Here is a 24,692-nt window from a genome sequence, read left to right on the forward strand (position 1 = left end):
TCGCTCGATACTGACGAGCTCGCCTGACGGCGTCTAGCGCACGACCCCGCGCTCACGCAGACCCGCCAGATGCTCGCCTTCGACACCCAGCGTCGCCAGCACCTCTTCGGTGTGCTGGGCGAAGACCGGTGCCGGCCGGCGAATCTGAGACGGCGTCGCAGATAGCTTGCTGGCAAAGCCGATGGTCTGCATGCGTCCGATCACGGGATGATCAAGCTCCTGAACCATGCCGCGCTCCCGGTAGTGCGGGTCGTCCATCGCCTGGGCGAAGTCGTTGATCGGCCCGGCCGGCACGCCGGCTTCATCGCAACGGCTCAGCCAGTGCTGCCGGTCCGCCGTGCACATCAGTTCTTCCAGCAACGTCTCCAGCGTATCGACATTTCGCCCCCGGTCGCTGTTGGTGACGAAACGAGGATCGGCGATCAGGTCAGGTTGTTTCAGCACGTCATTGCAGAATCGCTCCCAGGTACGCTGATTGGCGCACCCCAGCATCATGTAGCCGTCGCGAACCTTGACGGCCTGATAAGGCGCCGAGACCCGATGCCGCCATCCGGTCGGCTGCGGAACGCGCCCCTCGGCGAAATAGGCAGCCGCTTCCCAGGTGAACCAGGGCAGCCCGCACTCGGCGATCGCCACGTCCACCAGCTGCCCCTCGCCGGTCTTCTGCTTGTGGATGTACGCCGCCAGTATCGAATAGATCGCGGTGATCCCGGCCCCGATATCATAGACCGCGACCCCGGTCTTCAACGGCCGCCGCCCGGGTTCGCCGGTCATCGACATCAACCCCGTCATCCCCTGGGCAACCAGGTCGAATCCGCCCTTGCGCCGATAAGGGCCGGTCTGCCCGTAGCCGGAGATCGAACAGTAGACCAGACCGGGATTGATCTCCTTGAGCGTGTCGTAATCGATCTTCAGCGACTGAGTCACCCCGGGGCGATAGTTCTCGACCACGACGTCCACTTCCTTCGCCAGCCGGTAGAACAGCGCCAGCCCGTCGGGCTCCTTGAGATTGAGCGAAATACTGCGCTTGTTGCGGTTGATCTGCGCGAAGCAGGTGGACTCGTCATTGACGTAAGGCCCCATCTGACGACTGTCGTCACCACCCTGAGTCTTCTCGACCTTGATCACGTCCGCACCCATGTCGCCCAGCACCATGGTGCAGTACGGCCCCGCCATGATCTGCGAGATGTCGAGTACCTTCATGCCTTCCAGCGGTAACATGGCGATTCTCCCTGCCGGTCCTCCAACAGACGGCCGGCATCATTGATGGACATGCACGTTACCGCCGCAGCGAACTGCAGTGAACGTGCCGTCGTTCGGATCGATACGCGTTGCTGTCGCTCGGGTTCAGCGGCCCTGCCAGGCGTACGGAGTCTTGTCGATGAAGCGTTTGACGGCGCCGTGAAAATCCTCGCTGGTGTAGCACAGTTCGATCAGGTCATCGCCGGCCTCATGAGTGGCGCGCCGCTGATCCAGAACCCGACTGATGCACATCTTGGCCGCCCGCATCGTCAGTGGCGCGTGGCCCGACAACCTCTCGGCGAGCTTGCGGGCGGTCTCGTCGAGGTCGTCGCCGTCGACGACCGTCTCGATCAGCCCTGCCGCCAGCGCCTCCTCGGTCTCGATCATCTGGGCCAGCATCAGGACGCGCTTGGTTCGGGAAACGCCGATCAAGTCGATCAGTCGTGCCACGTTGGTTATCGACATGCAGTTTCCCAACGTTCTGGCGATAGGAATTCCGAACTTCAGAGCGCCATTGGCGTAGCGGAAGTCGCAGGCCAGCGCGATGGCCGCCCCTCCCCCGATACAGTACCCCTCGATCAGCGCCACCGTCGGCGTCGCCAAGCGTTCTAGCCCGCCGATCACTTCATCGATACGACGCTCATAGTCGATGCCATCGCGGCGCTCGCGGAATTCGGCGAACTGCTTGATGTCGGTCCCCGCGACGAAGGCTTCGCCGCCCTCGCCGCGAAAGGCGATCAGCTTGACCGCCTCGTTCTCGTCGAACTGCCGATAGGCCTGGGTCATTGCCTGATACATGTGCCAGGTCATGGCGTTACGGGCTTCGGGCCGGTTGAAGCGAATCCAGCCGATCGCGCCCTCCTGGTAACAGCGGATCTCGTCGTCTTGAATCATTGCGGTTTCTCCTCGGATCGAAACATGCCCAATTCCGCAAACTCGGTGTCCCGTCTCAGCTGCCGTAGATCATGTGCACCAGCAGCAGCGCGAAGTCAGGGACGTAGGTATTGAATATCAGCACGATGAACAGCACGCCGAGGAACCACAGGTTGGTTCGAGTCGTGCGCCAGATATCGGCCTTGGCGATCGAGCACGAGGCGATCAGCACGCTCGCCACCGGCGGCGTCTGCTGGCCGATAGCCAGATTGAGCGTGACGATCAGGCCGAAATGCAGCGGGTCGATCCCGACACTGATGATCAGTGGCAACACGATCGGCACCACCAGAATGATCGCCGCCGCCGAGTGCAGGAAGATCCCCAGAATCAGGAAGATGATGTTGAGCAGCGCCAGGATCACGTACTTGTTGTCGGTGAGCCCGCTGATCGAGCTGGCCAGTTGTTGCGGCAGCTGGGATTCTGTGAGGTAGAGCCCCACCAGCGCGGAACTGGCGACCAGCAGCATGACCACCGCGGTCTGGATGCCGGCGTCCAGGCACGACTTCCATAGCGTCTTCAGCGAAAACTCGCGATAGACCACCGCGCTGATGAAGATGGCGACCACCACCGCCAACGCCGCGCCCTCGGTCGCGGTGACGATGCCCCCGAAGATACCGCCGAGGATGATCACCGGAATCAGCAGCGCCCAGATCGCCTCCTTGAACGACTTCCACACCCGGCTGGCCTGGAAGCGCCCTTCGGATGGGAAGTTGTGCTTGCGTGCCAGAAAGTAGCAGACGATCGCCAGGCCCAGGGCGCCCAGAAGCCCAGGAAAGATGCCGGCGACGAACATCTTGACCACCGACTCTCCTGACATCACCGCATAGAGAATCATCGGGATCGAGGGCGGCAGGATGATCGCCAGGCTGGCGGCGGATGAGGAGATCGCCGCGGCAAACTCCTTGGAGTAGCCGCGGCTCTTCATCGCCGGAATCAGCAGACTGCCCAATGCGGAAACCCCGGCCACGGCAGAGCCGGAAATCTCGGCAAAGAAGATCGAGGAACCGATGGTGACCATCGCCAGGCCGCCCTTGACGAAACCGACCAGCGACGCCGCGAAGTCGATCAGACGCCGCGAGATGCTCGAGGCATTCATGATCGCCCCGGCCAGAATGAACAGCGGGATGGCAATCAGCGGAAAGTTGGTCGCGCCCTCGAACATGGTCAGCCCGATATTGGGCAGCGCATAGACGCCGTAGCTGGAATACACCGCGATGGCACCGACCAGGCCCAACGCGATGGCAATGGGGACGTTGAGCACGATCAATACCAGAAGTCCTGCGAACATCAGCGCCAGAATCATCGTGTCACCCTCCCCGCGTCGGACTGGCTTGCCATGTTCGGACTCAGGCCCACCTCCTCCAGCTCGTGATCGACGAAGCCTTCCCCGCGTGCCTGACGGATGACTTCCGGCAGACGCAGCAGCTCAGCGATGATGAACAGGACCGAGGCGATCGGCAGCGCCGACTGCGTGAACTGCAGAGAGACACTGGTCAGGCTGATCATGGTGGAACCGGCCAGGATCTGGACGACTTGCCATCCTGTCACCGCCAGCAGCACGAAGAATGCGATCGTCACCGCCTCTCCCAGCAGCGCGATCGGTAACCGTATCGTGGGCGGAAACGCATTGACGATACTCGGACAGGCAATGTGTGCCCCCTTGGCCGCGGCGAGCGCCGCACCGTAGTAGGTCAGCCAGGCCAGGCTGATAGAGGCCGCTTCGTCGTACCAGGTAAACGGCGACCCCACCAGACGCGACAGGAAGCCGACGATGACGATCCCCGCCAGCGCCATCATGTTGATGACCACGATGACCTCGAGCAGGCGGCTGAATCCATCGCGCAGCGTATTCAGAGTTTTCACAGGCGGCTCCTTCGTCCGCAGCCCGACCGCGCCCCGATCAGCGGACGCGGCCAGGCCCGCGAGTTAACTGGCAGGTTGCAGTTCACGCACCTTGTCGAGCATCCCCTGGCCACCTTCGACGTCCTTGATGAACTTGTCGTAGACCGGCCTGGAAGCATCGATGAAGGCCTGACGATCGACCTCGTTGATCTCGAGACCGGCATCGCGCATCTTGGCAAGCGTCTCCTCGTCGAGCTTCGCCCCCTGCTCGAGCGCGTAGGATTCCATCTCCACGGCGGTCTGCTGGAGCACCTCACGCACATCTTCGGGCAGGCGGTTCCAGCTCAGACCCGCGGTCACGAAGGCAGGGGTATAGATGTGATCGGAGAGCGAGAGGTATTTCTGCACTTCCTGGAGGCGCGAGGCATAGGTCTGGACCAGCGGGTTTTCCTGGCCGTCCATCGCCCCTGTCTGCAACGCGACGAACACTTCCGAGAGCGCCATCGGCGACGGGTTCGCACCGTAGCTCTTGAACATCTCGACCCGCCAAACGCCCTGGGGCACGCGCAGCTTGATGCCCGAAAGATCGGCCGGCGTCTTGATCGGGCGAACGTTGTTGGTGATCTGGCGGAAGCCGTTCTCCCAGACACCGATGATGTGGTAGCCGCGACTCGCAGCCACGGGGTAGAGCTGAGGCCTCACCACCTCGTCGCGCACCTTCGCCATGTGGTCGCGATCCGCGATGAGATAGGGCATTTCGAACAGCGCAAACTGCGGTGCCACGCTACTCATGACGGTCGAAGGCAGCGCCAGGTCGACCGTGCCCAGCTTGAGCTTCTTCAGCAGTTCCGAGTCGCCGCCCAACTGGCTCGAGCCGTAGACGACCACCTTGGCTTCACCCGCGAGTTTTTCGTTGGCGCGCTTGGCGAATTCCTGGGACACATCGGCGAACAGCGAGCCCGGCTCGCCAACATGAGCAAACTTGACCTGAACTTCCTGAGCACCGGCGTGGTTGACGCCGGCCATCAGTGCTATCGCCAACAGTCCTGCTTTGAGACTTTTCATCACTGGCGTCCTTCCGTCTTTTTATATTGGCTCGCCTGAACGATGGACCGGGGACGGTGACGGAATCCTCTCAACGTCCTTTTCCACTCCTCCCGCAGTGCGAGCACCATGGGATCCTGCCCGCGAATTATGAATTCATAATTCAATTGGAACCAATCCAACATTTGTCTATTGGCGTAAAGTCTCAACGCTAAGCATTTAAAATTAGCGAGTTACCTAAGACCAGGTGTCGAGATTAGCCCCAACACAATGAATTCATTTTAAATTATGCCGGTCGGCGCAAAAATTATGGAAGGGAAGCAATAGGAAGGCGGTGACGCCGATAATGCATCACCGATCAAGGCCGGTGTTCAAAACCCGCAGCAAGAAGATTCGCGGCGGCGATCCCGTTGAAACGCCGTGCCCACGTTTATGGAAGGTGTCACGATCTTGAAGCATCAATGACGATCACGCCGCGATCAGCCCGCAGTTCGTTCGTCATCGATCACGCCACTCTCCGCAGCCACCACCAGCTTGTGACGCAAGTGCTCACGCAGGATACGGCCGAGCCGCTCGCCGTCGCGGGCCAGCAAGCAGTCGATGATGGCCTCATGATCGGCGACGGCCTGGTCCCAGTAGTCACCGACCATGCGCGTGGAATAACGCACCCGCTGGATGCGGTAATTCAAGCTGCTGTGCGTCTCACGCAGCACTTCATTACGCGATGCGATCATGATCGCATCGTGAATTCGATGATTGAGCTCGAAATAGGGGCGGATCTCCTTGCGCTTGTAGTACGCCAGCATCTGATAGTGCAGCGCTTGAATATCGGCGACCTCCTGTTCGGTAATGTAGCGACAAGCCAGTTCACCGGAGAGACCTTCCAGAGCGCCCATCACGCTGTAGGTCTCTTCCAGCATCTGACGGGTCAAGCGCATGACCCACGCACCCCGGTTGGGTAGAAGCTCGACCATGCCCTCGGACGCCAGAACCTTGAGTGCCTCCCGTAGCGGCGTTCGGGATATGCCGAACTGCTCGCACAGCTGCTTCTCCGGAATGCGGATACCGGGAAGGAGCGACCCGTCGTTGATCATCTCACGGATACGGGCGGCGGCTTCGCCATGGAGCGTATTTTGCTGGATCTTGATCATGGTGCACTCAGAACGGTTTCAATACGCCATTCTCCCAATGGCGCATGGATCACGCCACCCAAAATGAATTATGAATACAAAGAATCGAAACGGAGGTCCGCATGGCTCGTAATGTCTATCTCACCCACCAGACACTGACCCGCACCCAAGCCCGCACCATCATTGAAGCGGCGCTGGCCTACGCCAACGCACAGGCCATGAATCCCGTCACCGTTACGGTCATGGACACCAGCGGATACCCGATAAGTTGCGACAGGGCAGATGGCTGCGCCGTTCTACGACTGGCGGTCTCCCACGGCAAAGCCAAGGCCGCCTTGGGCTACGGACTCTCCAGCGGGACCATCGGCGACCGTAACGGGTCGCGCCCGGCATTCCTGTCGGCGGTTGCCTCGGCGTCCCGGGGCGAATTCATTCCCGTCGCCGGGGGCGTACTGGTCCTCGACGCACAGGACCATGTCATCGGCGCAGTCGGCGTCAGCGGAGACAGCTCCGACAACGATGAACGAGCGGCCATCGCGGGTATCGAGGCGGCCAATCTTCGGGTCGGTCTGACACCGGAAAACTGAACGCAAGACACCCTGAGATTAAGGAAACCTTAAAAAATCTACCGAACAGCGTTTCTTAACGGGTTTGAGGCTGATATCCTTAGCCAGCTATTAATTGCTGTGCAGGAATCGATCATGCCGACTCTTTCCTTCCGTACGGTCGCCTCGAGGGCCGGCCTCTACATCCTGTTTCTGGCAGGGCTGATGCAGGCCGTGCTGATGGTGGATGCAAGGCATCCCGTAGCGGCCGATTTCAGCGAAACCTCGCTGACCGAAATCACCCAGGCGGCATTGCTGTTTCTCTGCACTGTCCTGATGCTGATCATCCGCCAACGCGTCGGGGTGCTTCGCAACGTCAGCCTGCTGCTGGCCGCGTTCTTCGCGATATCCCTCGTGCGGGAAAACGATCTATGGCTGGATACCTATCTCTTCGATGGTGCCTGGGAATGGCTGGTCGTGCTGATGGCACTGCCCGCCCTGCTGTCGGTGCTACGCTCGCGACGCGCCTTTCTCGAAGAATTTTCGCTGATCGCCAATAGCCTGGGGTTCGGCCTGTTTGCCGGCGGTTTCCTGACGACCTATGTGTTTTCTCGCCTTTATGGACGTAGTGAGCTGTGGCATGCCCTGATGGGTGATCACTACCTGCGAATCGTCAAGGATGCAGCGGAAGAGATCACGGAGCTGACCGGTTACAGCCTGCTGCTGTTCGCCAGCGTGGAACTGCTGCTGCTGGCCAGACGGCTTCGCGATCGCAGGCTGCTCGAGGCCGGCTGATCCGGCATAGGCGGATCTGGCATAGGCGGATCTGGCACCGGTTGATCTCATACCGGCCCTGCCAGCGGATACAAGCAGCCATACGACCTCTGTCACGCCAGTGGCCACGTTACCCGGGGCGGGAACGAGAAAGCCGCCCATCCCTGGGAGGGAGTGGGCGGCTTTCGATAGCTTCTCGATCCCGGCGTACGATACCCGACCGAAAATCAATGTGGATCGAGAAACGTCTAGTTGTCGGTAACCTTGGGTGGTTCGATCTCCAGCTTCTGAGCGGCGATCACCGCCTGGGTGCGGGAGTGAACCCCCAGCTTGCGAAGAATCGCTGTCACATGGGCCTTGATGGTGGCCTCGGAAACATTGAGTTCGTAGGCGATCTGCTTGTTGAGCAGCCCCTCGGTCAACATGTTGAGTACTCGAAACTGCTGTGGCGTCAGTGACGCGATCGCCTCCGCGAAACGCGTGTCTTCCTCATTCCCATCGCCCATGACCCCCGCCAATTCGGGAGGCAACCAGACTTCACCTTTGAGCACCTCTCCGATCGCTTCGGCGATGGTATCCAGTGAGGCGGATTTCGGAATGAAGCCCGACGCGCCATAGTCGATGGCGCGTCGAACGACATTGACCTCTTCACTGCCGGATACTACCGTCACCGGGATATCCGGCATCTGCCCGCGCAACTGGATCAGCCCGGAGAATCCGTGAGCGCCGGGCATATGCAGATCAAGCAGGATCAAGTCGGCATCGGGATGCCGAGTGACGACCTCTGTCGTGGCCTCCATGGTGTCCGCCTCGACGATTTCCGCTTGCGGCGAAACCTGTCGCAATGCCTGATTGAGAGCCGCCCGGAAGAGTGGGTGGTCATCGGCAACGATGAATTTCTGGGCAAAAGCCATTGATTCTCCTCCGGCGCTGTCTAGATATGTGGCGAGATAGCCGGTTCACTGTCGCCATCTGGACAAGATGATTCAACTATTGATTAACAGCATGTTACCCCATGCGATCGTGGAATCCCAAGTCTCAAATCAACGGGAGGAAAATCCCAGGATAATGGCTGAGTAAACATGCCATAAAAGCGTAAAAAAAGTTCGATCGTCCTGGAAAGCTGGCGCGCTTCCCTCCCTTTGGAGCGGCACGAAAAGTACCGGGAGGAGAGCCTCTTTCAAGACAATCGAACGATAATCATCGATCAATAAAAACCAGGAAGATTTAGCTTAACTAATCATATAGTTAATACGCCGCCTGGTGGTGGGTGCACCGGTTCGCCCGGTGCACCGGGAAGCGTCATGATTTCAGATGACGGTTCTCGATCAGGTCTTCCACCACGCTGGGATCGGCAAGCGTGGAGGTATCTCCCAGGCCATCACACTCGTTGGCGGCGATCTTGCGCAGAATACGGCGCATGATCTTGCCGGAGCGGGTCTTCGGTAACCCTGGGGCCCATTGAAGCACATCGGGCGTCGCGATCGGGCCAATATCCTTGCGCACCCACTGCTTGAGTTCCTGCTTCAGCTCGTCGCTGGGTTCGACGTCATCGTTGAGCGTGACGTAGACGTAAATTCCCTGACCTTTTATATCATGCGGATAACCGACGACTGCGGCTTCGGCTACGGATTGATGAGCCACCAGGGAAGACTCGATTTCCGCCGTTCCCATCCGGTGGCCGGAGACATTCAGCACGTCGTCGATGCGTCCCGTGATCCAGTAATCGCCATCGACATCACGACGGCAACCGTCCCCGGTGAAATAGACGCCTTCATAGGTCGAAAAGTAGGTTTGCACGAAGCGTTCGTGATTGTTCCAGATCGAACGCGCCTGCCCGGGCCAGGAATCCAGAATTACCAGATTGCCGTCGGTCGCCCCTTCCAGACGTTGCCCCTCGTTATCGAGGAGCGCCGGCTGAACGCCGAAGAACGGCTTGGTCGCGCAACCCGGTTTCAGATCGGTCGCGCCAGGAAGCGGCGTGATCATGTGACCGCCGGTTTCGGTCTGCCACCAGGTATCCATGATCGGACAGTTCGAGTTGCCCACCACCCGATAGAACCAGTCCCAGGCTTCGGGATTGATCGGCTCGCCGACGGATCCGAGTATCCGGAGAGAGTCGCGTCGACTGTCGTCCATGATGTGCTCGCCGTGCGCCATCAGCGAGCGGATCGCTGTCGGCGAAGTGTAGAGAATCGCTACCTGGTGCTTGTCGACGATCTGCCCGATCCGGCCATGAGTCGGATAGGTCGGCACGCCTTCGAACATCAACGTCGTGGCGCCATTGGCAAGGGGACCATAGACGATATAGCTGTGGCCGGTAATCCAGCCGACATCGGCGGCGCACCAGTAAACTTCGCCGTCGTGGTAGTCGAAAACGGTACGATGCGTCAGTGCAGCGTAGAGCAGATAACCGCCGGAGGTATGCTTCAGTCCTTTCGGCGTTCCCGTCGACCCGGAGGTGTAGAGAATGAATAGCGGATCCTCGGCATTCATCGTCTCGGCGGGACAGTCGGTGTCCTGCGGGTCGACGACCTCGTCGAACCAGAGATCGCGACCCTCGTGCCACTCGATATCGCCGCCGGTACGCTTGACCACCAGCACGGAGTCGACCACATCGGTCCCCTCGCGAGTCAACGCCGCGTCGACGTTATCCTTGAGCGGAACCTGCTTGCCGCCGCGAACCGATTCATCGGCAGTGATGACCACCCGAGACTGGGAGTCGACGATACGCCCTGCCAGTGCATCGGGTGAAAAGCCGCCAAACACCACCGAGTGGACCGCGCCGATGCGCGCACATGCCAGCATGGCCATGGCCGCTTCCGGCACCATCGGCATGTAGAGCGTGACTGTATCGCCCTTGCCGATCCCGAGAGACTTGAGGCCATTGGCGAGCTGCGAGACCCGCTGATGCAGCTCGCGATAGGTGATGATCTTGTGATCGTTCGGATCGTCGCCTTCCCAGATGATGGCAGGCTGATCGCCGCGCGAGTCCAGATGGCGATCGAGACAGTTGTGGGCGACATTGAGTTCGCCGTCCTCGAACCAGCGGATGTCGACATTGTCGGAAGCAAACGACGTGTTCTTGATGGTGGCTGGCTTGCGACTCCAGCTCAGGCTTTCGGCCTGCTCACGCCAGAAGCCTTCGGGATCCTCGACGGACTGACGATAGAGCGACTCATAGCGATCGCGATCGACCCAGGCATCGGCCGCCAAGCGCTCATCGACAGGATATACGCGCTGCTGTTCGCTCATGCTCCAGACTCCCTGTTGATCGTGCTGCGTTCGTACTCGTTCGACGGTGAAAGCCTAGCCGGCTCAAGGTGATAGACCATCGACGGTCAAGTCGGCCAGCATATAACGACGGCACCGGCCACCCCCTATTAGACCTTCGTCTCAATATGTTTCGGCAAGCGTCCCCGATTCAGCCAATCCTCCGGAACCGGGCGCTGTCAGTGGCTGGCAGACGCACGTGGTTTCAGGCTTGGCGATGGCTGCGAGCCGAACGCGCCGGCGTTATCCCGACGCTTCCCGATAGGCAAACGTCAATGTCGCGCGACAATGACGACAACGATAGCGCATCCCTTTCGACACCTGTGCATGACGGCGACCGGTGAAGCGATGCAGTGTCTCGCAGCGACAGCGATAACAGTAAGGCGCGGGGCTGGCGCGAGTCACATCGAAACGATGCGTGGTGACCGGCGTCAGCCCATAGAGCTTGCGCATCACGCTCTGCCACTCATGCCCGTGGGGTCGGGCTTTGGCTCCATCCTCGAGATGAAAGACCAGCCAGTGCGCCATTTCATGAGGCACGATCTCGTCCATGAAGGCCTGCCGGTTTTCGCGCAGCAGCGTTCGATTGAAGCGCAGTCCGCCGCGCTGGTAATGCGCCTGCCCGGCGCTTCTGCCGCGTAGATCGAACCAGATTCCGGGTCTCGGTAATTCAGGATGCACTTCGCGAGCGAGCCGCCAGGCAGCGTCGGCTCGGTGCAGCAACGCCTCTTCCAGCGACGCATGATCAAGCGCAGCCAGCGCCTGGGCATCACTTTGGCCGAGCGCGGGAGAGGCAGGAGAGGAACGCAGATGGGTCATGGGATGATAGAATGCCGGGGACATGAACGGGCGTCCAGCCCATTGAGCCCTTGCAAGATTCAGGTTGTCCATACATTCATATCGCCATGATCTGGAGCGCCGCATGCCTGACCTCTCGTCCGAATCACCGGATGACGCCATCGAAAGCCAACCGCCTCTGGGCGACGATGCGCTGGCGCGCCTCGATGACTACCTGGACGACGAACGCCTCGGTGAACAAGCGCCCGATGTCATCGCCGCCCACGGCTATCTGGTTGCGCTGGCTGTCTCTCCTCGCGACATCGAACCTAAACAGTGGATCGCCGAGCTGTTCGAAGGAGAGCCGCCGTTCGACAGCGTCGATGAGCGCGATGAGATTCTGGGCCTGCTGGAGACGCTCAAGAGCAATGCCGGCAGCATTCTGGAGCGCGGACACTGGGTCGAGCTGCCGTTCGACACCGAGCTCGACGAGGCCGGCGAGATGGCTGCCGCCATCGAGGATTGGTGCGCCGGATTCATGCAAGGCGTCTTTCTCGACGAAGGAGCCTGGTTCTCGCAGGATGAATCTCACGTGGCCGCCCTGCTGCTGCCGTTCATGGCGCTATCGGGATTGTTCGATGACGAGCCGGAGATCGAGGAAATGATCGCCGAGGACGAACAGTTCGTCGCCCTGGCGCGCCAGCTGCCGGAGCTGACGCTGGATCTCTACCTGCATTTTCGGGTGCCACCGGAACCCTCTGGGGGCAAGAACAAGGGCAAGGCGGCAGGCAAGGCCTCGTCCGGCGGGCGCAAGCGCGGCCGCAAGCGCTGAGACAGCGCTGACCGTGTCTCGCCAGCGGCTCCGCCGGAGCCGCTCGATGGCGGTGTCGGCGGCGATCTACTTGAGTCGCGTCACCCAGGCATTGAGCGTGCCGAACAGCCATTCTCTCACTCGCTGGACCCACGATCGCTCGGCCCAGCTTGCGGCATCGATACGCTCACTGGCGGCAAAGTTGCGCTCGAAAAGCTGCGCGATCTCCGCGGCAAAGTCGGCATCATCGATCTCCTGGTTGGCTTCCAGATTCCACTGCAGACTCCAGTGGTCGAAGTTGCACGATCCCAGCGATACCCAGTCGTCGACGACGCTGAACTTGGCGTGAATGAAATTGGGCTGGAATTCATAGATCCTGACGCCCGCCTTGAGCAGTCGACCGTAGAACCGCTGACCGGCGTAGCGAACGCCCGGATGATCGTGGTGGCCGCCTGCCAACAACAGGCGCACATCGATACCGCGGCGCGCAGCGCGAGCCAGCGCCCGGCGAAGGCTGAGCGTCGGCACGAAATAGGGCGTACACAACCACAGCCTGCGATGGGCGGTGCCGATGCGTCCCTGAAGCGAGACCCGAATCGCCTGATAACGATGTCCTCGCCCCCAAATGGCGCGACCGCGCATGCCGCCGGCGACGGGCTCGGTCGGCAATGAAGCCACCGGAATCGATCGCGACAAGCGCGTTCGCGTCCCTCCGCCTCTGGTCAGCGGAGAATCCCAGACCTGGGCGAACAACCGCATCCAGTCCTCGACAACCGGCCCCTGAATGCGCACGGCGACCTCGTACCAGGCGTCGACGAACTCGTCGACGATGCCGAAACCACCGGTAAACGCGGTGACGCCATCGACGATAACGAGCTTGCGATGATCGCGCATCAGATTGCCGCCCAACCGCGTCACCGACAGCGGATTGAAGAATCGCAGCTCGACCCCGCCATCCCGCAGTCGCTGCCGATCGCTGTTCGTCAGGCCCATGCTACCGACGCCGTCGAGCATCAGCTTGACCTCGACCCCGCGCGCCGACGCCGCTGCCAGGGCATCGATGAAGCGCTCGGCCAGAGAGCCCGATTCCATCAGGTAGAGTTCGATCCACAAATGGCGCTGAGCGCCTTCGATGGCCTCTCGCATGGCCGGCCAGAACCGCTTGCCTTCCGGCAACAGTTCGAATCGGTTGCCGTCCCTCCACGTCACTTGCATCAACTGCCGCCTCCTTGGTCGCCGACGATTGACGCACGTTTACGGTGACAAGGAAAGCGGGTCGTTTGGGGTCATCGCTGCCGGCCAGGCTTGTCGCTATACTCGGACGTTTTGCGGACGAAATTGTCTCGATGCTGGCGCTTTTGAGACTTCAAGGAACAAGGCTTCCAATGTTCGGAGATGCAATGACCAGGGGATTCAACGATCGTGATTGAACTTCAACGACTGTGGCATCGCCTGGTCAGTCGCGTGCTCGATCGCTGGCTTGCCTTTCGCCTGGTCGAGCCGGAACCCTTCGCGCTCGATGCCACGCTACCGACTTTCTATGTCATCGCCCGCCCTTCGCTGACCGACGAGCTGGCTGTCGAACGCCTGACCCGGGATCTCGATCTCCCCGGCGCTGGTGAATGGCACTCATTGGACCGCGCCCTGCTTCCCGGCTGCTTCGCACTGCCGCGTTTGCGGGGGAGCCGCGGGAGAATTCGAGGCCAGCATTCGGCTCATCTGCAGCAGTTGCTGGATGCGCTCGACAACGACACCACCCTGGACGCCCAATTGGTGCCGGTCAGCGTGTTCTGGAGTCGCGCACCCGGCAAGGATTTCGGCTTCTGGAAGATGATGGCCGCCGACGACTGGGCCTGGAGCGGGCGTTTACGCCGACTGCTGTCGGTGGCCGTCAACGGCCGTCATCTGGAAGCGCACTTCGGAGAGCCGATCCGGCTAAGGCCGCTGATCGACGACCCGGCCGTCACCTTGACCCAGCGCAAGGTTGCCCGGGTACTGCGCGTTCACTTCCGACGCATTCGAGCAAGAGTGCTGGGACCGGATATATCGCATCACCGCACGCTGATGCGTGGCGTGGTCGACAGCCGGCCGGTCCAGGCAGCGGTGCTGGAGGCAGTCGCGGCCAATCGCAGCACGCCGGCGCGTGAACACCGCCGCGCCGAGCGTTACGCCCGCGAAATTGCCTCCAACATGTCGTATCCGATGCTGCGCTTCTGCTATGAACTGCTAAAGCGGCTGTGGAACCGCCTCTACGATGGCGTCGATGTACACGGCCTCGACGCGGTCAAGGCCATCGCCGGCGAGCGCACGCTCATCTACGTTCCTTGCCATCGCAGCCATATCGACTATCTGCTGCTCTCCTACGTGCTCTACCGCGAGGGCTTGATGCCGCCGCACATTGCCGCGGGCCGCAATCTCGACATGCCGGTCATCGGCGCGTTGCTGCGGCGTGGCGGGGCGTTTTTCCTGCGCCGCAGCTTCAAGGACAACCGCCTCTATGCGGCGGTCTTCAACGAGTATCTGCACCGCCTGATCGCCCGGGGTCATCCGCTGGAGTATTTCATCGAAGGCGGCCGCTCGCGAACCGGTCGAATGCTCTCTCCGCGCCCCGGCATGCTGGCAATGACATTGCGCTCGTTTGCCCGGGATGCGATCCGCGACGTCGCTTTCGTGCCGGTCTACGTGGGTTACGAAAGAGTCCTGGAAAGCAACAGCTATCTGCGCGAGTTACGCGGCGGTAAAAAGAAGAAGGAGTCTCCGCTCGACCTGCTGCGGGTCCTCAAGCATCTACGCGAGCCCCATGGCCGGGTCACGGTAAGCGTGGGGGAACCCCTGTCGCTGGCGGGTTTCCTGAGTGAAACGGTTCCCGGATGGCAGGACGATCCCGTTTCGGCGCGCCCGGAATGGTTGAGTCGAGCCGTCCCGCTACTCGGGGAAACGCTGGCCCGGCGGATCAACGATGCCGCCAGTCTCAATGCCGTCTCGCTGGTGGCGATGACGTTGCTGGCCACCCCGCACCACACCATCGAATCCGACCTGTTGGCGAACCATATCGGCCTGCTGGTCAGGCTTCAGAAAAACTTGCCCGGCAGCCAGCGCTGTCAGTTGCCGACAGGCGAGCCTGCCGACTGGATCGATCAAGCGGTCAGCCTGGGTTTCGTCACCCGGCAGCCGCAGGCGCTTGGCGAATTGATCACCGCACGTCCGGAACAGGCAACGCTCCTGACCTGGTATCGCAACAACGTTCTGCATCTCTTCATGCATCTGGGGCTGGTGGCATTCGCCTTTCGCAACAACGCTGCCTTCTCGCTGGACGATCTCGATACGCTGCTGTCGCCGGCCTGGCCGTTACTGGCGCGAGAACTCTATTTCGCGCCGCCGAACGATCCCCGCGAGCGCCTGGCTTCCACGCTGGCGGCACTGACGGAGGAAGGCCTGCTGCAAGCCACCGCCAACGGCTGGCGCCGACAACCGGGACATCTCGAGTCCAGCGAACATTTGAGACTGCTGGGCCAGCCGGTGCAGCCCACGCTGGAGCGCGCCTATCTGCTGCTGGCGTCGCTGCTGCGCTATCCCAGCGGCGACCTGACCCGGGAAGCGCTTGAAGAGCACAGTCGTCAACTGGCCGAGCGACTGACACTGCTGGCAGGACTCAACGCACCGGAGTTTTTCGACAAGCGGCTGTTCAGCGGGATGCTGGAGACACTTGAGCAGCAAGGTTGGCTACGTGTCGAGAACGAGCACCTGTTCTACGACGATACGTTGCCACGCCTGCAGATGCGCAGCCGGGCACTGTTCGATCCGGAATTGCGTCATCGTCTGGTGCGATTGACGCACCAGTAGGCGCCGGCTCCAGATGGCATTCGATCCCTCAGACGATACGCCGGGCAGCTTCGCGCCGGCGCTTGAACTCATAGATCATCGCCAGTCCGACGGTGAACAGGATCATCAGCAGCGCCAGCGCGTTGACTGCTGGCGTCAGGCCGGTGCGGACCTTGGAGGCAATGTAGATCGTCAGCGTGGTGTCATAACCGGCGACGAACAGCGTGGTGTTGTAGTTCTCCAGCGACTGCAGGAACGCCAGCACCGCCGCCGACAGAATCGCCGGCCTGAGATAGGGCAGCAGAATTCGACGGAACGTCTGCCACTGGCTGGCCCCCAGGTCCAGGGCCGCGCGCTCCAGCGTGCGATCGAAGCGCTGAAGCCGAGCCGCCACCATCAGCATGACGTAGGCCGCGATGAAGGCGCTCTGGGCAATGATGGTCAGCGCGATACCGCCATTCACGCCCCAGCCGCGCCAGAAAATCAGCGTCGAGATGCCGATGATCACGCCCGGCGTCAATAGTGGCGACAGAATCAGCGCATAGATGAAGGATTTGCCGCGGCCCTCGACCGTGGTCAGGAAAAGCGCACTGGCCACGCCGATGGGGAGCGCCAGGCACAGCACGCCAGCGGCCACCAGCAGGCTGTTGACCAGCGAGTTCCACATGCCACTGTCCGCCCACAGCGCCGAGAACCACCGCAGCGTGGTACCGGTCCACGGGGTGACGGTGGGAAAACGGCTCTCGTTGAACGTCGCTGCCGCCATGATGATCAGCGGCAGAAACAGATAGATGAAGAAAACCAGCAGATAGGCCTTGAGCGCCCAGGAGAAGAATCGCGAAGAGCTCATGAAACGCTGTTCCTGTTTGGCATGGTCTATTTAGCGATGTCGCCGAGGCCGACCTTGAAAACCCGCATGATGACGGTGACGAAGACGATACACAGCACCAGCAGCAGAAAGGCGTAGGCGGCCCCCTGATTCCAGTCACCGCCCTCGAAGAACCAGTTGTAGATGATCTGCGTGAACCAGCGACTGCCCGGCGATCCCAGCAGCGCCGGTACCGCGTAACTGCCTGCCGCCAGCATGAACGTCATGATGCAGCCGGTGGCGATACCGGGCTTGGCGTGGGGAATCACGATACGCCGATGGGTTCGACCCCACCCTGCCCCCAGATCCCTCGCCGCCCGAATCTGATTGGCGTCGAGGCTTTCGATGGCGTTGTAGAGCGGAAAGACCATGAACAGAATGTAGGCATAGACCATGCCCACCAGCACGCCTAAATCTCCACTGAGAAAGCGGATCGGACGATCGATCAAGCCCAGTGCGAACAGCAGCTCGTTGAGCGGGCCGCGAAACGCGAAGATGATGTACCAGGCAAAGGTACGCAGAATTTCGTTGATCCAGAACGGGATGATCAACAACAGCAGACACAGCGCCGCCTGGCCAGGCGTCGCGACCTTGGCCAGATAGTAGGCCAGCGGATAGCTGACGATGAGCGTCAGCCCGGTGACGAGAACGCTCGACCAGATCGTCTTGAAGAAGATCGCCAGATGAATGTCGTTATTGAAAAAGGTCGCGTAGTTGGTCAACGACCAGACATCCTTCACGCCCCCACGCTCGGCCGGCAGCAGCGACGGGTGAAACGAGTAGTCGACCATCTGCCATTGCGGCAGCAACACCATCGCGATCAGCCAGATTCCCAGCAGCGAGACGATGGCCATGGTCAGCGGGAGTCCGAAGCGATTACGCAGTTGCTGCCACATCGACGGCCTCCTCGCGCGATGCTTCCACCTTGGCACCCGGCAGCACGATGGCCTGATGAGGCGAATGGTCCAGCCGGCAAACGTCCCCCACGGCCAGTTGATCGTCGAGGCCAACGCCTGCCCCGGCATGTGGCACGTGCGCGCGAACCGTCGGCCCCTGATCCAGAGCGATTTCCAGCGTCAGCCACGCGCCTTCGAAGTGCTCGCTCCGGACAACCCCGAGGAGCGGCAGATGCGTCTCGTTGATACCCCCGACTTGCCACTGCTCGGGCCGCACATAGAGTGTCGCCTCATCGCCGGGTTTGAGCGGGCTGCTGGAACGTCCGATCAACGGTAGCGCCAACCCGGCCTCCAGCGTCACCATCTCGCCCGCTACCACCGTGACGCACCCCGGAAAGCAGTTGGTTTCACCCACGAAATTGGCGACGAAATCCGTTGCCGGCTGCCGGTATAGCGTCATCGGATCGGCGACCTGCTGGATTCGACCCTCGGACATCACGGCAACCCGGTCGGACATGGTCAGCGCTTCGCCCTGATCGTGGGTAATATAGATGAAGGTAATACCGGTCTTGCGTTGAATCGCCTTGAGTTCGGTCCGCATATGCTGGCGCAGCTTGAGATCCAGCGCCGATAGCGGCTCGTCCAGCAACAGGACGCGCGGCTCGACCGCCAGCGCACGCGCGATCGCAATCCGCTGCTTCTGACCACCGGAGAGCTCGACAACCGGCTTGTCACCACTACCGACCAGGGCTACCAGCTCGAGCAATTCGTCCGCTCTACGACGGCGCTCGCGACGATCGATACCGCGAACTTCCAGCCCGAACTCGATATTCTGATAGACGCTCATCAGCGGAAAAAGCGCCAGATTCTGGAAAATCATTGCGGTAGGTCGCCGGTTGACCGGCACGCGGGTCATATCGGTGCCGCCGATGGCAACGCTGCCTTCGCTGGGAGTCAGAAACCCGCTGATCAGGTTCAACAGCGTGGTCTTGCCGCAGCCGGAGGGGCCAAGAAAGCTGAAGAACTCGCCTGACTCGATCTCCAGAGAAGTCGGCTGAATCGCCGTGAAATCACCAAACCGCATCGCGACTTGGTTCAAGGATACGCGACCGTCCATGACGCCCTCTTCGAGTAATTCGGCTGCCTATCCGCCATTGAACGTTCGCTGGCGGTCAGCGTCTCAAGTCCGAATATCGTGCGACATTCCCCTCGAGACCGGCTGACAATGAGCATGGGTGGCGCTCGTCGTTCGAAAACGTGAATCGCGTTCGTCATTAGCAAAATGACGCTCGACAGCCGTGCAATCAAGCCGACAGATAACGGTCCTGATATTCGTTGCGCAACGCCACGTACCAGGGATCCTGGACCGGCCACCACCACAGATTGTCCAGATCCTGCTGAGTGTAGGAGTTCTGGAAGAACTGACGCGTCGCTTCTGGCAACAGATCCTCGGCACCCACCGCCGTCGAGTTATAACCGGTGGACTTGACGAACATCGCTCCCGCTTCCGGGGTGTAGTACCAGTTGATCAGCTCGTAAACCGCATCGACATTGCGCGCATTTTGGGGAATCACGAACCCCTCCATCCACGCCAGCGCCCCTTCCTTGGGTGCGCCGTAGGCGATCGGCTCGCCTTCGGTCTGTAGCCGGAAGGCGGTGCTGTCCCATGTCTGGCCGATCATGGCGCCGTTGGTACGGAAAGCACCCTGCGCTTCGTTCTCGGTCGACCAGAACTGGATCACCATGTCCTTGTGCTTGACGGCCTCGGCCAGAATGACATCGAAGTTGGCACGCATCGCTTCTTCGGTCTTGAACGACTCGAGCAATGGCCTGGGAAGCTTGCCCTGCGCTTCCAGCCACAGGCCGATGCCCACCAGGGCGGAATGCGCGCGTACCGTCACCCCAGGGCCGATTTCCGGGTTCCAGAGATCACCGTAACTCAGCTGGGCGCGGTCGATATCCGTGTACCGTGTGTTGTAGGCGATGGCCTCGGTGCCCCAGTCCGACGGCGCGAAATAGCGCTTGCCGTCGACCATTCCACCGACTTCCGATCCCTTCAACGCGGTATCCAGGCAGCCATCCCAGTGAATGCGTGACGTATCCAGCGGCTGAATCAGCTGGTAATCCAGATAACCCGGGACGCGGTCCACGGTCGGCATGATCACGTCGAATCCGGAGCCATCGGTGGCCCGCAACGAATTCATCAGTTCGTCATTGGTGCCGTAAGGGGTAAACGTCGCCTTGATGCCCGTCTTGGCCGTGAAATCCGACAGCATTTCATCGGTGAAATAGCCCGCCCAGGCATAAATGCGCAGCACCTGATCCTGGGCGAAGGCGCGATTGATATAGAACGGTACCGAAGCGGCGGCACTGGCAGCCGCAGCGCCCTGCAAGAAGCGACGACGGGAAAGGGTCATCGAAGGTCTCCTGTTGTTTGTCGATCCACCACCCGGTTAGCAAAATACCGGCCGGCGGAAAACGTTGTTATACGACAGACCTGTTACTGGCGCGTGACGCTCCATCATTATCGAACGTCCGCTCAACGAGAGATTACCAGCCCGTCACGGAAATGACATCTGAACAAAGGTCAGGGTGGGAAGTGCCAGGCAGGACAAAGGAATGAAACGCAGAGTGAAGGGCGAAGCCGGGCGGTTGCACAGCGATGGGAATATTCAAGGGCTGAAAATGGTTGTCGACGCGCCATCGCCTAATATCTTTCACCCACGAAAAAGCCGGCCCTGAGGCCGGCTTCGTTCGATAGAGTGGCTCAAAGCGGCCACTCGCATCGGGATCAGCTTAGAAGCTGTAGACGGCACCGACAGCAACGCCGTCGCCTTCGTCTTCGTTACGGTCACGCAGCGCGCCTTCGATGAAGGTGTACATCGCCGGAGAGATGTTGTACGTCACACCGCCGACGATTTCGTTGGCCGTGTCATCACCGTTGAGGTAAGTGGAGCCATCATCAGCCTTGATGTACTGATAGGCACCGTAGACATCACCGAAGCCGTAGCCGTAGCGAGCGCCCAGCGCGTAGAAGTCAGCGTCGGCATCGCCCTGCTCGCTGTCGAAACGCTCGGCCTTGGCAGCCAGACGCAGCGCATCGATGGTGTACTGAGCGGTGATACCGTACTGGTCGCCAGACTCGTAGGTCGCGCCGTTGCTGGTATACGTTCCATCGTAGTTGTCCAGATCGTCATAGACACCCGCGATGGAGAATGCGCCAACAGCGTACTTCAGACCGGTATAGAAAGAAGCGTTGCTGTCATTGCGAATGTTTTCTTCTTCGGCGTCGCCCTTGTACTGGCTACCGACGGCGAACTGCAGGCCAGCCCAGACCGGGGACATGTACTGGAACTTGTCGCCTTCACGGTCGTTGGTGCCCAGATTCACATCATCGCTGAACGGATCCAGAGCAGCACCGCTGGAATCGCTGACGTCGAAGTATTCGTTGTTGGAGATCGGATCCTGGACCCAGTCATCGATCAGCGCATCCCACGAACCCAGACGTGCGTCACCGAAGTTGCCCTTCAGACCCAGGTAGGCCTGGTCACCATCGTTGATGCCACCGTTGGACTTCTCTTCGTCAGCCTGGTGCTCGAACTCGGCCTTGAAGTAGCCGGTCAGGCCCGGGTTGATGATGTGCTGGCCGGAGAAACCGATGGTCGAACCGTTGTCGAAGATTTCGTCTTCGTAGTTACCGCGTTCGTTTTTGACATTTTTGTAGGCAATCTGGATGTTGCCGTAGATGTCGAGCTGCGTGCCGTCCTGGTTGTAGACAGTCGCTGCCTGGGCAGCGGCGGAGGCGCCCAGGGCACCAGCAATAGCAGTCGCTAAGAGCGTCTTTTTCATCGCGATAGGTTCCTTAACTAGCTTACTGTTCGATCGTGTCTGCAGATGCAGTCGGCTTCGGCACCTTCAACCAGCATCGTCACGCGAACGAATGACGGCTGTGGAACTTAGAAGCCTTGTTATTGTCCAATGCTCGCCCAGAAACCTTATACTGGACGTTGGAGGAACGCAACAAGAAAAAAACACTGTTTTCGTTCCCGTCGCGGCGTCTTCTCGCCTCCGTCGCTCTCACCTATGCTGGTGATAACTACGAAGTTGTCGGGCGCTCGCAGCCTAGCCTCGGGCGGTGACAATCCCATGACACCCCACCGCTCGGCAAGGAAAAGCGGTAGAACATTTGACAGCCTGGCGCCAGAACGAGACTAAAGTTTACCGCCAAATGCTCTGGTCTAACGCCAACGGCTGCTGTCGACCTGTCTTCTCCAGCGCGACGTGATGCTCATCCGACCACGTCGCTACTCCTGAGGCTGCTGGCCGTGCTTGGCCAGCAACGCGCTAATCTTGCGATCCAGCTTTTCGGATCGCTGCTGCGTTTCACGCGTTTTCTGTTTTTTCTGCAAGGCCTCCAACTGCCGCTTGGCGTGCTTGGCTTCCTCTGCGGTGACGGCCTCACAATCTTCACCGTCCATGCCGACACGCCGCGCATCCTCCCGGACCGATTTCAGATAGCGTGGCAGATGCACGTAACAGGCCAGCGCGCGGCGAACCAGCTTCTCGGGCCAGGGCTCCACTTCACACAATTCGAGATGAATGCCGGTCTTCAACGGCCGCGTGTGGCCCTTGAAGAACGTTTTCGGGTAACGCTTGTACCACTGGGCGAGCAGCGAGTGCGGCGAAGGCGCCTCGTGTTCTGCACCAAACGCCAGCGAGTTCTGTGGCTGCCCGGCATCCGGCATCGACGACGCAAAGTCCCCCGGCTCCTCGGGTGGGCGCGATTCGAAAGCTAACGCCCCTTCCCCAATCGTCGGGTGCGCGTCGCCTTCGATCTCAGCCCTCTCGGTCGACCGGGTCTCTGGGTGATGCGCAGCCGGCGGTTCGCCTGGCGTCCCGTTGGACGACGATGTCAGCCGCTGCAGTGGCGAAATCGTCTGGCTGGAGCGGCCAGCGGGTGTCTCGTCCAGTTTCGGCCGGGGCCGTCGGAACGCCAGATTACCCAGCCCACGGGCGCGAGTTCCGCCGTCCGGATCTTCGTTATGATCGTGCCCCTTGACCATCAAGGGGTCCAGCTCCGCCAGCGCAAGCAGCCGCTCCTTCAGCGCCCGGTTTTCCGCCTCCAGCGCCTTGTAGCGCTCTTTCTCGGCTTCCAAAGCAGCTTGACCCGCTTCGACCTGGTGCTCGATGGCAGCCAGGAGCGCCTGTGTTCGATCCGTCAACACGGCACAACTCCTCTCAAGTCCTCTCAATCGACATCGGGACACGCCGCCGGTCATCCTGACGACAGGCGCTCGATCCCTCTCGGACGCACGCTTCCAGCAGAGACTCAGCCAGAACCGAGCCTACGACGATACTGGACGAAAGCATAATCCGGTGATCCCGTCCTGACGGTGCGTTCAGCCTCCTCCCACTCTTCTCGCGTGAAGGCCGGAAAAAAGGCATCACCCTCGAGCTCGACGTCCACCTCCGTGAGATGGAGTCTCGTGGCCACCGGCAGTGCCTGCGCGTAGATCTCTCCTCCGCCCATTACCATGATCTCATCGGCGCCATCGATCAACGCCTGATGATCGGCAAGTCGCAACGCCTCGTCCAGCGAATGGCAGATCCGGATGCCCTCGCGCTGGTAGTGCGGGTCCCGCGTGATCACGATGTTGAGCCGACCCGGCAGTGCCCGGCCAATCGACTCGAACGTCTTGCGCCCCATCACCAGCGGCTTGCCTAGCGTGAGAGATTTGAAGCGCTTCAGATCCTCCGGCAGATACCAGGGCAGGCGATTATCGACGCCAATGACCCGGTTGGACGACATCGCGGCGATCATCGCGATCGGCGTTTCTCGCGTCGAAGGTTTCACGTCGCTCATACGGCAATCGGTGCCTTGATGGATGGGTGGGATTCATACCCCTCGATCGCGATATCGTCGAACCGGAAGTCGAACAGATCATCGATCGCGGGATTGAGCTTCAGTCTCGGCAACGCCAACGGTTCGCGCGACAGCTGCAACCGGGCCTGATCGAGGTGATTGAGATAGAGATGTGCATCGCCCAGCGTGTGCACGAAGTCGCCGGGCTTCAGCCCGCAGACCTGCGCCACCATGTGGGTCAGCAGCGCATAGCTTGCGATGTTGAACGGCACGCCCAGAAAGATATCGGCGCTGCGCTGGTAGAGCTGGCAGGACAGCTCACCGTTGGCGACGTAGAACTGGAACAGGGCATGGCAAGGCGGCAGCGCCATCTCATCGACCAGGGCCGGATTCCAGGCCGAGACGATGTGCCGGCGGGAGTCGGGATTACGCCGAATCTGATCGACCACCTTGGCGATCTGATCGATATGTTCACCATCGGGCGACGGCCAGCTGCGCCACTGATAACCGTAGACCGGACCCAGATCGCCGCTGGCATCTGCCCACTCGTCCCAGATCGTGACGTTGTGCTCATGCAGATAGGCGATATTGGTCTCGCCCCGCAGAAACCAGAGCAGCTCGTGAATGATCGAGCGCAGATGAAGCTTCTTGGTGGTCACCAGCGGAAACCCCTCGCGCAGATCGAAGCGCATCTGATGCCCGAACACGCTCAGCGTACCGACCCCGGTGCGATCGGCTTTTTCAACGCCGCTGTCGAGCACGCGTTGCATCAAGTCGAGATAAGGCCGCATGGGCACGCTCCTTTCCGGTGACGGGCTCGCCACATACGGCAAGCCCGTCAAGACACTTGTTCAAAATTGAGACCGCCAGGA

The 24,692-nt window shown here is 60.6% G+C and carries 22 protein-coding genes; 4 read left to right on the forward strand and 18 right to left on the reverse strand.

The features are described 5' to 3' along the window. Positions 1-33: 33 nt before the first annotated feature. The 6 genes from BTW07_RS15985 to BTW07_RS16010 all read right to left on the reverse strand — a co-directional run bounded on the left by BTW07_RS15985 (position 34) and on the right by BTW07_RS16010 (position 6,212). Complete coding sequence (locus BTW07_RS15985; RefSeq protein WP_075571181.1) at positions 34-1,221, reverse strand: CaiB/BaiF CoA transferase family protein; 1,188 nt, start codon at positions 1,219-1,221, stop codon at positions 34-36. A 126-nt stretch (positions 1,222-1,347) separates the two neighbouring features. Beyond that, the gene (locus BTW07_RS15990; RefSeq protein ID WP_075571182.1) at positions 1,348-2,136 is read right to left on the reverse strand and encodes an enoyl-CoA hydratase; all 789 of its coding nucleotides are present in this window, start codon (positions 2,134-2,136) and stop codon (positions 1,348-1,350) included. A gap of 55 nt (positions 2,137-2,191) precedes the next feature. Continuing rightward, on the reverse strand, positions 2,192-3,478 hold the full coding sequence (locus BTW07_RS15995; protein WP_208605424.1) for a TRAP transporter large permease: 1,287 nt from the start codon (positions 3,476-3,478) through the stop codon (positions 2,192-2,194). Continuing rightward, positions 3,475-4,038: a TRAP transporter small permease gene (locus BTW07_RS16000; protein ID WP_244158411.1), complete on the reverse strand. Its 564-nt coding sequence runs from the start codon at positions 4,036-4,038 to the stop codon at positions 3,475-3,477. The genes BTW07_RS15995 and BTW07_RS16000 overlap by 4 nt, the downstream gene beginning before the upstream one ends. Positions 4,039-4,101: 63 nt before the next feature. Continuing rightward, entirely contained in the window at positions 4,102-5,082 is a 981-nt protein-coding gene (locus tag BTW07_RS16005; RefSeq protein ID WP_075571183.1) for a TRAP transporter substrate-binding protein, read from the reverse strand. Between the two features lie 458 nt (positions 5,083-5,540). Beyond that, positions 5,541-6,212 carry a GntR family transcriptional regulator gene (locus BTW07_RS16010; protein WP_075571184.1) on the reverse strand — a complete coding sequence of 224 codons (672 nt, stop codon included), beginning with the start codon at positions 6,210-6,212 and terminating at the stop codon, positions 5,541-5,543. Positions 6,213-6,313: 101 nt separating this feature from the next. On the opposite strand from BTW07_RS16010, the gene BTW07_RS16015 reads away from it, so the two are divergent. Continuing rightward, complete coding sequence (locus tag BTW07_RS16015; protein ID WP_075571185.1) at positions 6,314-6,778, forward strand: GlcG/HbpS family heme-binding protein; 465 nt, start codon at positions 6,314-6,316, stop codon at positions 6,776-6,778. A 114-nt stretch (positions 6,779-6,892) separates the two neighbouring features. Beyond that, positions 6,893-7,531 carry a hypothetical protein gene (locus BTW07_RS16020; RefSeq protein ID WP_075571186.1) on the forward strand — a complete coding sequence of 213 codons (639 nt, stop codon included), beginning with the start codon at positions 6,893-6,895 and terminating at the stop codon, positions 7,529-7,531. 227 nt (positions 7,532-7,758) lie between these two features. Here BTW07_RS16020 and BTW07_RS16025 read toward each other — a convergent pair whose 3' ends face one another. The 3 genes from BTW07_RS16025 to BTW07_RS16035 all read right to left on the reverse strand — a co-directional run bounded on the left by BTW07_RS16025 (position 7,759) and on the right by BTW07_RS16035 (position 11,626). Beyond that, a complete protein-coding gene (locus BTW07_RS16025; RefSeq protein ID WP_075571187.1) occupies positions 7,759-8,424 on the reverse strand; it encodes a response regulator in 666 nt (221 codons plus the stop codon). 388 nt (positions 8,425-8,812) lie between these two features. After that, positions 8,813-10,765: an acetate--CoA ligase gene (gene acs / locus BTW07_RS16030; RefSeq protein ID WP_075571188.1), complete on the reverse strand. Its 1,953-nt coding sequence runs from the start codon at positions 10,763-10,765 to the stop codon at positions 8,813-8,815. A 261-nt stretch (positions 10,766-11,026) separates the two neighbouring features. Further along, positions 11,027-11,626, reverse strand: a complete 600-nt coding sequence (locus BTW07_RS16035) for a SprT family zinc-dependent metalloprotease (protein ID WP_232823903.1) — start codon at positions 11,624-11,626, stop codon at positions 11,027-11,029. A 79-nt stretch (positions 11,627-11,705) separates the two neighbouring features. On the opposite strand from BTW07_RS16035, the gene BTW07_RS16040 reads away from it, so the two are divergent. After that, positions 11,706-12,392: a YecA/YgfB family protein gene (locus BTW07_RS16040; RefSeq protein WP_075571189.1), complete on the forward strand. Its 687-nt coding sequence runs from the start codon at positions 11,706-11,708 to the stop codon at positions 12,390-12,392. Positions 12,393-12,458: 66 nt separating this feature from the next. On the opposite strand, the gene BTW07_RS16045 is transcribed toward BTW07_RS16040, so the two are convergent. Beyond that, on the reverse strand, positions 12,459-13,586 hold the full coding sequence (locus BTW07_RS16045) for a phospholipase D-like domain-containing protein (RefSeq protein WP_075571190.1): 1,128 nt from the start codon (positions 13,584-13,586) through the stop codon (positions 12,459-12,461). A gap of 207 nt (positions 13,587-13,793) precedes the next feature. Between BTW07_RS16045 and plsB the strand changes: the two genes are divergently transcribed. After that, positions 13,794-16,214, forward strand: a complete 2,421-nt coding sequence (plsB, locus tag BTW07_RS16050; RefSeq protein WP_075571191.1) for a glycerol-3-phosphate 1-O-acyltransferase PlsB — start codon at positions 13,794-13,796, stop codon at positions 16,212-16,214. A gap of 28 nt (positions 16,215-16,242) precedes the next feature. Here plsB and BTW07_RS16055 read toward each other — a convergent pair whose 3' ends face one another. The 8 genes from BTW07_RS16055 to BTW07_RS16090 all read right to left on the reverse strand — a co-directional run bounded on the left by BTW07_RS16055 (position 16,243) and on the right by BTW07_RS16090 (position 24,611). Next, entirely contained in the window at positions 16,243-17,043 is an 801-nt protein-coding gene (locus tag BTW07_RS16055; RefSeq protein WP_075571192.1) for an ABC transporter permease, read from the reverse strand. A gap of 26 nt (positions 17,044-17,069) precedes the next feature. Then, a complete protein-coding gene (locus tag BTW07_RS16060; RefSeq protein WP_075571193.1) occupies positions 17,070-17,957 on the reverse strand; it encodes an ABC transporter permease in 888 nt (295 codons plus the stop codon). Next, a complete protein-coding gene (locus BTW07_RS16065; protein ID WP_075571194.1) occupies positions 17,938-19,074 on the reverse strand; it encodes an ABC transporter ATP-binding protein in 1,137 nt (378 codons plus the stop codon). The genes BTW07_RS16060 and BTW07_RS16065 overlap by 20 nt, the downstream gene beginning before the upstream one ends. Positions 19,075-19,261: 187 nt before the next feature. Beyond that, entirely contained in the window at positions 19,262-20,374 is a 1,113-nt protein-coding gene (locus BTW07_RS16070; RefSeq protein ID WP_075571195.1) for an extracellular solute-binding protein, read from the reverse strand. A 379-nt stretch (positions 20,375-20,753) separates the two neighbouring features. After that, entirely contained in the window at positions 20,754-21,806 is a 1,053-nt protein-coding gene (locus BTW07_RS16075; RefSeq protein ID WP_075571196.1) for a porin, read from the reverse strand. Between the two features lie 455 nt (positions 21,807-22,261). Beyond that, a complete protein-coding gene (locus BTW07_RS20200) occupies positions 22,262-23,182 on the reverse strand; it encodes a ProQ/FINO family protein (protein WP_075571197.1) in 921 nt (306 codons plus the stop codon). A gap of 104 nt (positions 23,183-23,286) precedes the next feature. Further along, a complete protein-coding gene (locus BTW07_RS16085) occupies positions 23,287-23,820 on the reverse strand; it encodes a dihydrofolate reductase (RefSeq protein ID WP_075571198.1) in 534 nt (177 codons plus the stop codon). Then, positions 23,817-24,611, reverse strand: a complete 795-nt coding sequence (locus BTW07_RS16090) for a thymidylate synthase (RefSeq protein WP_075571199.1) — start codon at positions 24,609-24,611, stop codon at positions 23,817-23,819. Before BTW07_RS16090 ends, BTW07_RS16085 begins: the two co-directional genes overlap by 4 nt. Positions 24,612-24,692: the final 81 nt, after the last annotated feature.

This window comes from Salinicola socius (assembly GCF_001937195.1).
Taxonomy (GTDB): domain Bacteria; phylum Pseudomonadota; class Gammaproteobacteria; order Pseudomonadales; family Halomonadaceae; genus Salinicola; species Salinicola socius.

Excerpts from the sequence above, each read along its gene's own strand:
- BTW07_RS15985 (WP_075571181.1), bottom strand. The coding sequence starts at position 1,221 with ATGTTACCGCTGGAAGGCATGAAGGTACTCGACATCTCGCAGATCATG.
- BTW07_RS16090 (WP_075571199.1), bottom strand. The coding sequence starts at position 24,611 with ATGCGGCCTTATCTCGACTTGATGCAACGCGTGCTCGACAGCGGCGTT.
- BTW07_RS16025 (WP_075571187.1), bottom strand. The coding sequence starts at position 8,424 with ATGGCTTTTGCCCAGAAATTCATCGTTGCCGATGACCACCCACTCTTC.
- BTW07_RS16055 (WP_075571192.1), bottom strand. The coding sequence starts at position 17,043 with ATGAGCTCTTCGCGATTCTTCTCCTGGGCGCTCAAGGCCTATCTGCTG.
- BTW07_RS16020 (WP_075571186.1), top strand. The coding sequence starts at position 6,893 with ATGCCGACTCTTTCCTTCCGTACGGTCGCCTCGAGGGCCGGCCTCTAC.
- BTW07_RS16045 (WP_075571190.1), bottom strand. The coding sequence starts at position 13,586 with ATGCAAGTGACGTGGAGGGACGGCAACCGATTCGAACTGTTGCCGGAA.
- BTW07_RS16040 (WP_075571189.1), top strand. The coding sequence starts at position 11,706 with ATGCCTGACCTCTCGTCCGAATCACCGGATGACGCCATCGAAAGCCAA.
- BTW07_RS16035 (WP_232823903.1), bottom strand. The coding sequence starts at position 11,626 with ATGTCCCCGGCATTCTATCATCCCATGACCCATCTGCGTTCCTCTCCT.
- BTW07_RS16005 (WP_075571183.1), bottom strand. The coding sequence starts at position 5,082 with ATGAAAAGTCTCAAAGCAGGACTGTTGGCGATAGCACTGATGGCCGGC.
- BTW07_RS15990 (WP_075571182.1), bottom strand. The coding sequence starts at position 2,136 with ATGATTCAAGACGACGAGATCCGCTGTTACCAGGAGGGCGCGATCGGC.
- BTW07_RS16015 (WP_075571185.1), top strand. The coding sequence starts at position 6,314 with ATGGCTCGTAATGTCTATCTCACCCACCAGACACTGACCCGCACCCAA.
- BTW07_RS16075 (WP_075571196.1), bottom strand. The coding sequence starts at position 21,806 with ATGAAAAAGACGCTCTTAGCGACTGCTATTGCTGGTGCCCTGGGCGCC.
- BTW07_RS16010 (WP_075571184.1), bottom strand. The coding sequence starts at position 6,212 with ATGATCAAGATCCAGCAAAATACGCTCCATGGCGAAGCCGCCGCCCGT.
- BTW07_RS16070 (WP_075571195.1), bottom strand. The coding sequence starts at position 20,374 with ATGACCCTTTCCCGTCGTCGCTTCTTGCAGGGCGCTGCGGCTGCCAGT.
- acs (WP_075571188.1), bottom strand. The coding sequence starts at position 10,765 with ATGAGCGAACAGCAGCGCGTATATCCTGTCGATGAGCGCTTGGCGGCC.
- BTW07_RS16085 (WP_075571198.1), bottom strand. The coding sequence starts at position 23,820 with ATGAGCGACGTGAAACCTTCGACGCGAGAAACGCCGATCGCGATGATC.
- BTW07_RS15995 (WP_208605424.1), bottom strand. The coding sequence starts at position 3,478 with ATGATTCTGGCGCTGATGTTCGCAGGACTTCTGGTATTGATCGTGCTC.
- BTW07_RS16060 (WP_075571193.1), bottom strand. The coding sequence starts at position 17,957 with ATGTGGCAGCAACTGCGTAATCGCTTCGGACTCCCGCTGACCATGGCC.
- BTW07_RS16065 (WP_075571194.1), bottom strand. The coding sequence starts at position 19,074 with ATGGACGGTCGCGTATCCTTGAACCAAGTCGCGATGCGGTTTGGTGAT.